We start from the raw sequence: 5,235 nt of genomic DNA, 5'->3' as shown, positions 1-5,235 counted from the left end.
GGGACCACCGAATGTGCGCCGACCCGCACTTGGTGCGGGTCATCGAGTACACGCTCGACGACTCCCGGCGGCCCGAGCCGGAGGCGACCTACCGTCTGATCACCAGCAGCCTCGGCACCGGGGCCGCCCCGGCCCTGAGCCGCGGAGCCGCGGAGACGGGGGGCGGCGCCCCTCCGGCCCGGGCCGGGACGGGGGCGGGGGGCGGAGGGGGCGGTACGGCCGCGTCGTACCCGGCGAACAACTCCTCCAGCCCCGGCGGGGGTTCGCGCCACCCCCGGGCGGCGGGCTCCTCCTGGCGCCGCCCGATCCGCAGCGACCGCAGCCGGGGGACGTCCGTACGCCGCAGCAGGTCGGCGGTGGACAGGCCCAGCCGCACGCCCGTCCAGTCCTCACCGGTGCGCTGGGCCACGCAGGCGCGCAGGACGAGCGTCCCGCCGGAGCCGGAGCCGGAGTCCATGCCGTCCAGCCGCAACTGGTACACCGGCGACCAGGTGGCCCCGGGCACGTGGTACTCGACCTCCAACTCCGCCTCGGCCGAGCCGTGTTCGCCCCGTCCTCCGGGGTGCGCCGCCACCTCCCCGGACCGCTCCAGCGTCAGGACGGCGGCGGCCGACTCGTCCGCCCGCGCGGCGGGCAGCGCGCTGGAGACCGCCTCCAGACGGTGGACGAGCACACCGACCTCGTACTCGGCCCCGCTCAGTTCGGTCTCCACCGCCCGCAGCCGCTCGTGGAGCAGCGCCAGCCGGCCGTCCACGAAGTTCGCCAGCGCCAGCAGGGACTCCACCGGAGCCCAGCGGGGCGGGTCCCCGCGGCGGTGCTGCGGCGGCACCGCCCGCAACTCCGCCACCTGCCCGATCTCCTCTGCGAGCCGGTCGCGCCGCTCGCGCAGCCGGTCCAGCCGGTCCTCGGCCTCCTCCAACTCAAGTCGCAGAGAAGGCAGTTCACGGTCCTGCCGGGGTGCGGCGGCCCGCACCACCCGTGCGTCGGTCACCCGTAGTCCGGGCGGGCCGGAGACGACCCGGCCGCGCAGCGAGTGGTCGTACAGGGCGATCGGCAGGCCCTCCACCCGGACGCGTACGGCCGCGTCCGGAACCGCCGGGTCCCCCGGCGGCAGGACGCAGCGGGCGCGCCGGACGCACACGGCCCCGACGGCGTGCACCACCACGGACTCCAGCACCGACTCCAGCACCGACTCCAGCACCGACTCCGGCACGGGTTCCGGCCCCGGGGCCGGGGCCGACTCCGCGGCGGCCCCCGTCCGCGCGCCGCCGCCCTCGGCCGTCCCGTCCGCCATGCCGCCCCCTCGTGCCACTCGCCCGACCGGTGACCGCACCATAGCCGCCGGACGGGGCGGGGCAGGAGGCGGTGGGGCGGGTCGGGGACGTGTTCCCGCGGCACCCTCCGCCTCCGCCCCCCACAGCCCCCCTCCGCGTACCGCCGCTCCCCGGTCGTCCTCCTGCCGCCGTACCGCGGTCGCGGCGGGGCGAGTGAGACGGAAATGAGACCGGCAGTAGGCGGGCCGCCGACCATCACGGGGACCGGCGATCCGCCCGCCCCCCTCCGTGCCCGCCCCGGCCCCGCGCTCCACCGCTCTCCCGGGGCCGCGGGCACGTCCGGAGCCGGTCCCCGCCGGAGGGATACGGGGCTTCGCGCCCCTCCCGCCGCCGGGAGCCCGGAACGGAACCGACGAGTACCGCAGAGGAGCACACCATGCAGGAACCAGTGGACAGACCCGCCCACGACCGCACCGCCGAGCCGGCCGCCCCCGCCGCCCCTGTCCCCGGCCCCTCCCCGCGCATCGACCGGCGGCTGTTCCTCGGCGGGGTCGGCGCGGCGGCCACGGCGCTCGCGGTCGGCCAGGCGGGCGCGGCGGCGCAGGCCGCCGAGGGCCCGGCGGCGGCCGCGCTGCCCCAGGAGATGCAGGCGCCCTCGGCCCTGGCGATGAGGACGTTCAGCAGGATCGACGGCACCCCCGTCTACTACTGGCGCGGCGACCGGGGCAACACCACCCTGCGCAGCTGGCAGTGCACCGACGCGTTCTACGACCGGCTGGTGCTGTGGATACGCGATCTGCGCAACCTCTCCGCCGACGGCGGCTTCGGCAACATCGACTTCCTGGTGTCCGCCGGCTTCTACGTCAACCGGAGCGGCCAGCACGGCGCCGGCACCGCGATGGACCTGGACATGGTGCACTGGGCGGGCGGCAGGCGCTGCTCGCCGCTCGACCGCCACCACGCCGAGGGCCGCACCCTGCGCCGCCGCTACCTGGCGGTGGACGCGGTGTGCCGCAGGCGGTTCCGCTACGTCCTCGACGGCTGGTACAACTCCGCCCACCACGACCACATCCACGCCGACTTCGGCGGCCTGCCCACGACGTGCGAGAAGGGCTCCCGCAGCGACACCGTGTTCGTCCAGGCCATGTGCAACAACTTCATGGGCGCCGGTCTGGCCGTGGACGGCATCTGGGGTTCGAACACCCAGACCTGGTTCAACCGCGCGAAGAACCGGCTCGGCATCAGCGGGGACCCGCACTCCGAGATCGTCGCCTGGCGGAACATGCTGGCGCGCATAGCCCGGCACGGATTCAGCGACACCGCGATCTGAGCCGCACGCCGAACCGGGCCGCACGGCGGGCCGGTTCGGCGTACGGCCCGGGCGGAGGCCCGGTTCGGCGGCCCGGGCGGCCGGGACACCGCCCGGGCCGTACGCCCGGGCCCCGTGCGGCAACCGCTCAGTCGGCCGCGGGCAGCAGCCGCCGTACGTGCGGGGGAAGGCGCAGGCTGGCCGGCGGCAGACCGTACCGGTCGAGGGCGCTCCGGAAGGCCGCCGCGTGCCCGTCGGCCGAAGGAGGCTCCCCGGCCAGCACGAGCGCCGCGCTCAACCGGGCCTCGGTACGGGCGACCTCCACGGGCGCCCGCATCCCGCGGTACAGCGACAGCGCCTCGCGCAGCGCTCCGCAGGCCTCCTCCGTCCGTCCGGCCCCGATCTCGGCGTCGCCCAGGCTCCGCAGCGCCTGCGCGGTGCCCGACACCTCGTTGTGCGCCCGCAGCACCTCCAGCGCGGAGAGCAGTGCGGAGCGCGCGCGGGACCAGTCGTGCCCCAGGACGGCGACCAGGGCGCGCACCCGCTCCACATGGGCCGCGCCGACCTCGTCCCCGATCCCGGCGGTGATGCGCCCGGCCTCCGCGAGCAGGCCCAGGGCCTCCGGCCCGTCCCCGCGGTCGGCGACGGCCTCCGCGCAGCGCAGCAGCATCACCACCCGGGTGCGGTCGGCCGCGCGGTGCCGCTCCAGGGCCCGCCGGTAGTGGTCCACGGCCCCGGCGGCGTCGCCCAGGTCGGCGAGGGTGTTGGCGAGTCCGGTCAGCGAGTACACCCGTGCGCGGTCGGACAGGTCCAGCCGCTCGCACTCGCGCACCGAGCGCCCGTAGTGCTCGGCGGCCTCCGGCAGCCGCCCCTTCAGCGCGGTCGCCTTGGCCACCTGCCAGGTCGCGTCCGCGACGATCTCCGGGTCGCCCAGGTCGCGGGCGGCGGCCAGGGCGCGCTCGGCGGTCCGCAGGAGTTCCTCGTAGCGGTCCTGCTGGTACAGGGTCCAGCACAGCGCGAAGTACAGCCTGCAGAGCCTGCGGTCGCCGGCGGCGCCCTCGTCCCAGCAGCCGATCGCGGTGCGGACTACCTCCTCGCGCTCCTTCTCGTAGAAGCGCAGCAGCAGGTGGCCGCCGACCTGGAGGGCCAGGTCGGCGGCCAGCGCCGGGCGGCGCAGCCGCGCGGCCAGGGAGACCGCGGAGATCAGGTTCGCCTGCTCGGCGGAGAACCAGTCGGCGGGCCGCCCCCGCGCGGCCCGCGCCGCGTCGTCCGGCGGTTCGCCCGCGCCCTCGACGGGGTCCAGGGCGCCGCCGTGACCCAGTCGCTGCGCCGCCCCGGAGGCCAGTGCCGCCCAGGCCCGCAGCACCCGCAGGACCGCGGCCTCGCGTTCGGCGGGGGAGTCCTCGGCCAGGGCCCGCTCGGCGGCGAAGTCGTGGACGAGGACGTGGAGCCGGAAGCGCGGCTGGCCTGCCCGGTCCGTCCCGACGGCTTCCAGCAGATGGCGCTCGACCAGCTGGTCGGTGAGCCGGTCGGCCGTGCCGTCGGGCCGCCCGGCCAGCACGCCGAGGACCCAGGCGGGCACACTGCGCGTGTCCAGCAGCCCCAGCCTGCGCAGGGCCGTGCGCAGATCGGGCGCGAGGGAGCGGTAGCCCAGGGCGATGCCGGCGCGTACGTCCAGATCGCCGACGGCGAGCTGGTCCAGCCGCCGCCGGTGCCGTGCCAGACGGTCGCGGAAGCCGCCGATCGTCCAGTCGGGCCGGGCCGCCAGCCGGGCGCCCGCGATGCACAGGGCCAGCGGCAGGTGGCCGCACAGCCGGGCCACCTCCGCGGTGGCGGCGGGTTCGGCGGTGGTGCGCCCGGCGCCCACCAGACGGGTCAGCAGCAGGACGGCGTCCTGGGGGGCGAGGGTGGACACGGTGAACGTACGGGCTCCGGCGAGGGCCGTCAGCCGCCGGCGGGAGGTGGCCAGTACGGCGCAGTCGGCGGTGCCGGGCAGCAGCGGACGCAACTGGGCCTCGTCGCGCACGTCGTCCAGGAGCAGGAGCACCCGGCGCCCGGCGAGCCGGCTGCGCAGCTCGGCGGTCCGCTCCTCGGGGTCGGCGGGGATGTCCTTGCCGTCCGCGCCCAGGCCGCGCAGCAGCCGGGCCGCCGTGTCGTACGGGTCGGCGGGCGTCTCCTGGGAGCCGCGCAGATCGGCGTGGAGCTGGCCCCCGGGGAACTCGTCGGCCAGCGCGTGCCCGGCGTGCAGGGCGGCCGCGGTCTTTCCCGCGCCGCCCGGCCCGGTCAGCACCACCACGGGCACGGTGATGCCGCCGCCGCGCAGGGCCGCCCGTACGCCGTTCAGCAGCCGGCCGCGCCCGTACAGACTCCCCGTCACCGCGGGCAGTTGGCGGGGGACCGGCGGGGGCGGTGTGCGCGCGCGCATGGAGGGGGTCCTGCGGTCGGGGATGTACGGGGTTCCCTGGCGCAAGGGCGTGGCGCGCGTGGGGATCACCGAGGACGTCGGCCACTCCAACGTCAACCCGACCCTGGTGCCCCGCTCCCGCGGCGAGCGCGAGCAGGGCCAGGGGCCGCGCGAGAAGAGCGCGTAGCGCGGACGCGCGGCACGCGCGCATGCGGCGGGGGCCGCCCGGAATCCCTCCGGACGGCCCC

General features: G+C 77.2%; 3 protein-coding genes and 1 pseudogene. 2 read left to right on the top strand and 2 right to left on the bottom strand.

Annotated elements, in window-relative coordinates; genetic code table 11:
- Window positions 1-88: 88 nt before the first annotated feature.
- Window positions 89-1,294 carry a DUF4139 domain-containing protein gene (locus ACLIYP_RS29000; protein ID WP_412716059.1) on the bottom strand — a complete coding sequence of 402 codons (1,206 nt, stop codon included), beginning with the start codon at window positions 1,292-1,294 and terminating at the stop codon, window positions 89-91.
- A gap of 416 nt (window positions 1,295-1,710) precedes the next feature.
- Here ACLIYP_RS29000 and ACLIYP_RS28995 point away from each other — a divergent pair, with 416 nt between their 5' ends.
- Window positions 1,711-2,604, top strand: coding sequence for an extensin family protein (locus tag ACLIYP_RS28995; protein WP_412716058.1), 894 nt, complete (start codon window positions 1,711-1,713; stop codon window positions 2,602-2,604).
- Between the two features lie 127 nt (window positions 2,605-2,731).
- Here the strand turns inward: ACLIYP_RS28995 and ACLIYP_RS28990 are convergent, their stop codons facing one another.
- Window positions 2,732-5,008, bottom strand: a complete 2,277-nt coding sequence (locus tag ACLIYP_RS28990) for an ATP-binding protein (RefSeq protein WP_412716057.1) — start codon at window positions 5,006-5,008, stop codon at window positions 2,732-2,734.
- Here ACLIYP_RS28990 and ACLIYP_RS28985 point away from each other — a divergent pair.
- Window positions 4,974-5,174, top strand: a pseudogene (locus ACLIYP_RS28985) (ATP-dependent Clp protease ATP-binding subunit ClpX); the annotation flags it as partial. The gene ACLIYP_RS28990 and the pseudogene ACLIYP_RS28985 sit on opposite strands and share 35 nt — an antisense overlap.
- Window positions 5,175-5,235 lie beyond the last annotated feature (61 nt).

The organism is Streptomyces nanhaiensis (assembly GCF_046614825.1).
Classification (GTDB): Bacteria; Actinomycetota; Actinomycetes; order Streptomycetales; family Streptomycetaceae; genus Streptomyces; species Streptomyces radiopugnans.
Note: the sequence above shows the minus strand (reverse complement) of the source record. Positions and strands in the feature narration are given on the sequence as shown.

Bases quoted from the DNA above. Each gene is read 5' to 3' on its own strand.
- ACLIYP_RS29000 (WP_412716059.1), bottom strand. From the start codon at position 1,294: ATGGCGGACGGGACGGCCGAGGGCGGCGGCGCGCGGACGGGGGCCGCC.
- ACLIYP_RS28990 (WP_412716057.1), bottom strand. From the start codon at position 5,008: ATGCGCGCGCGCACACCGCCCCCGCCGGTCCCCCGCCAACTGCCCGCG.
- ACLIYP_RS28995 (WP_412716058.1), top strand. From the start codon at position 1,711: ATGCAGGAACCAGTGGACAGACCCGCCCACGACCGCACCGCCGAGCCG.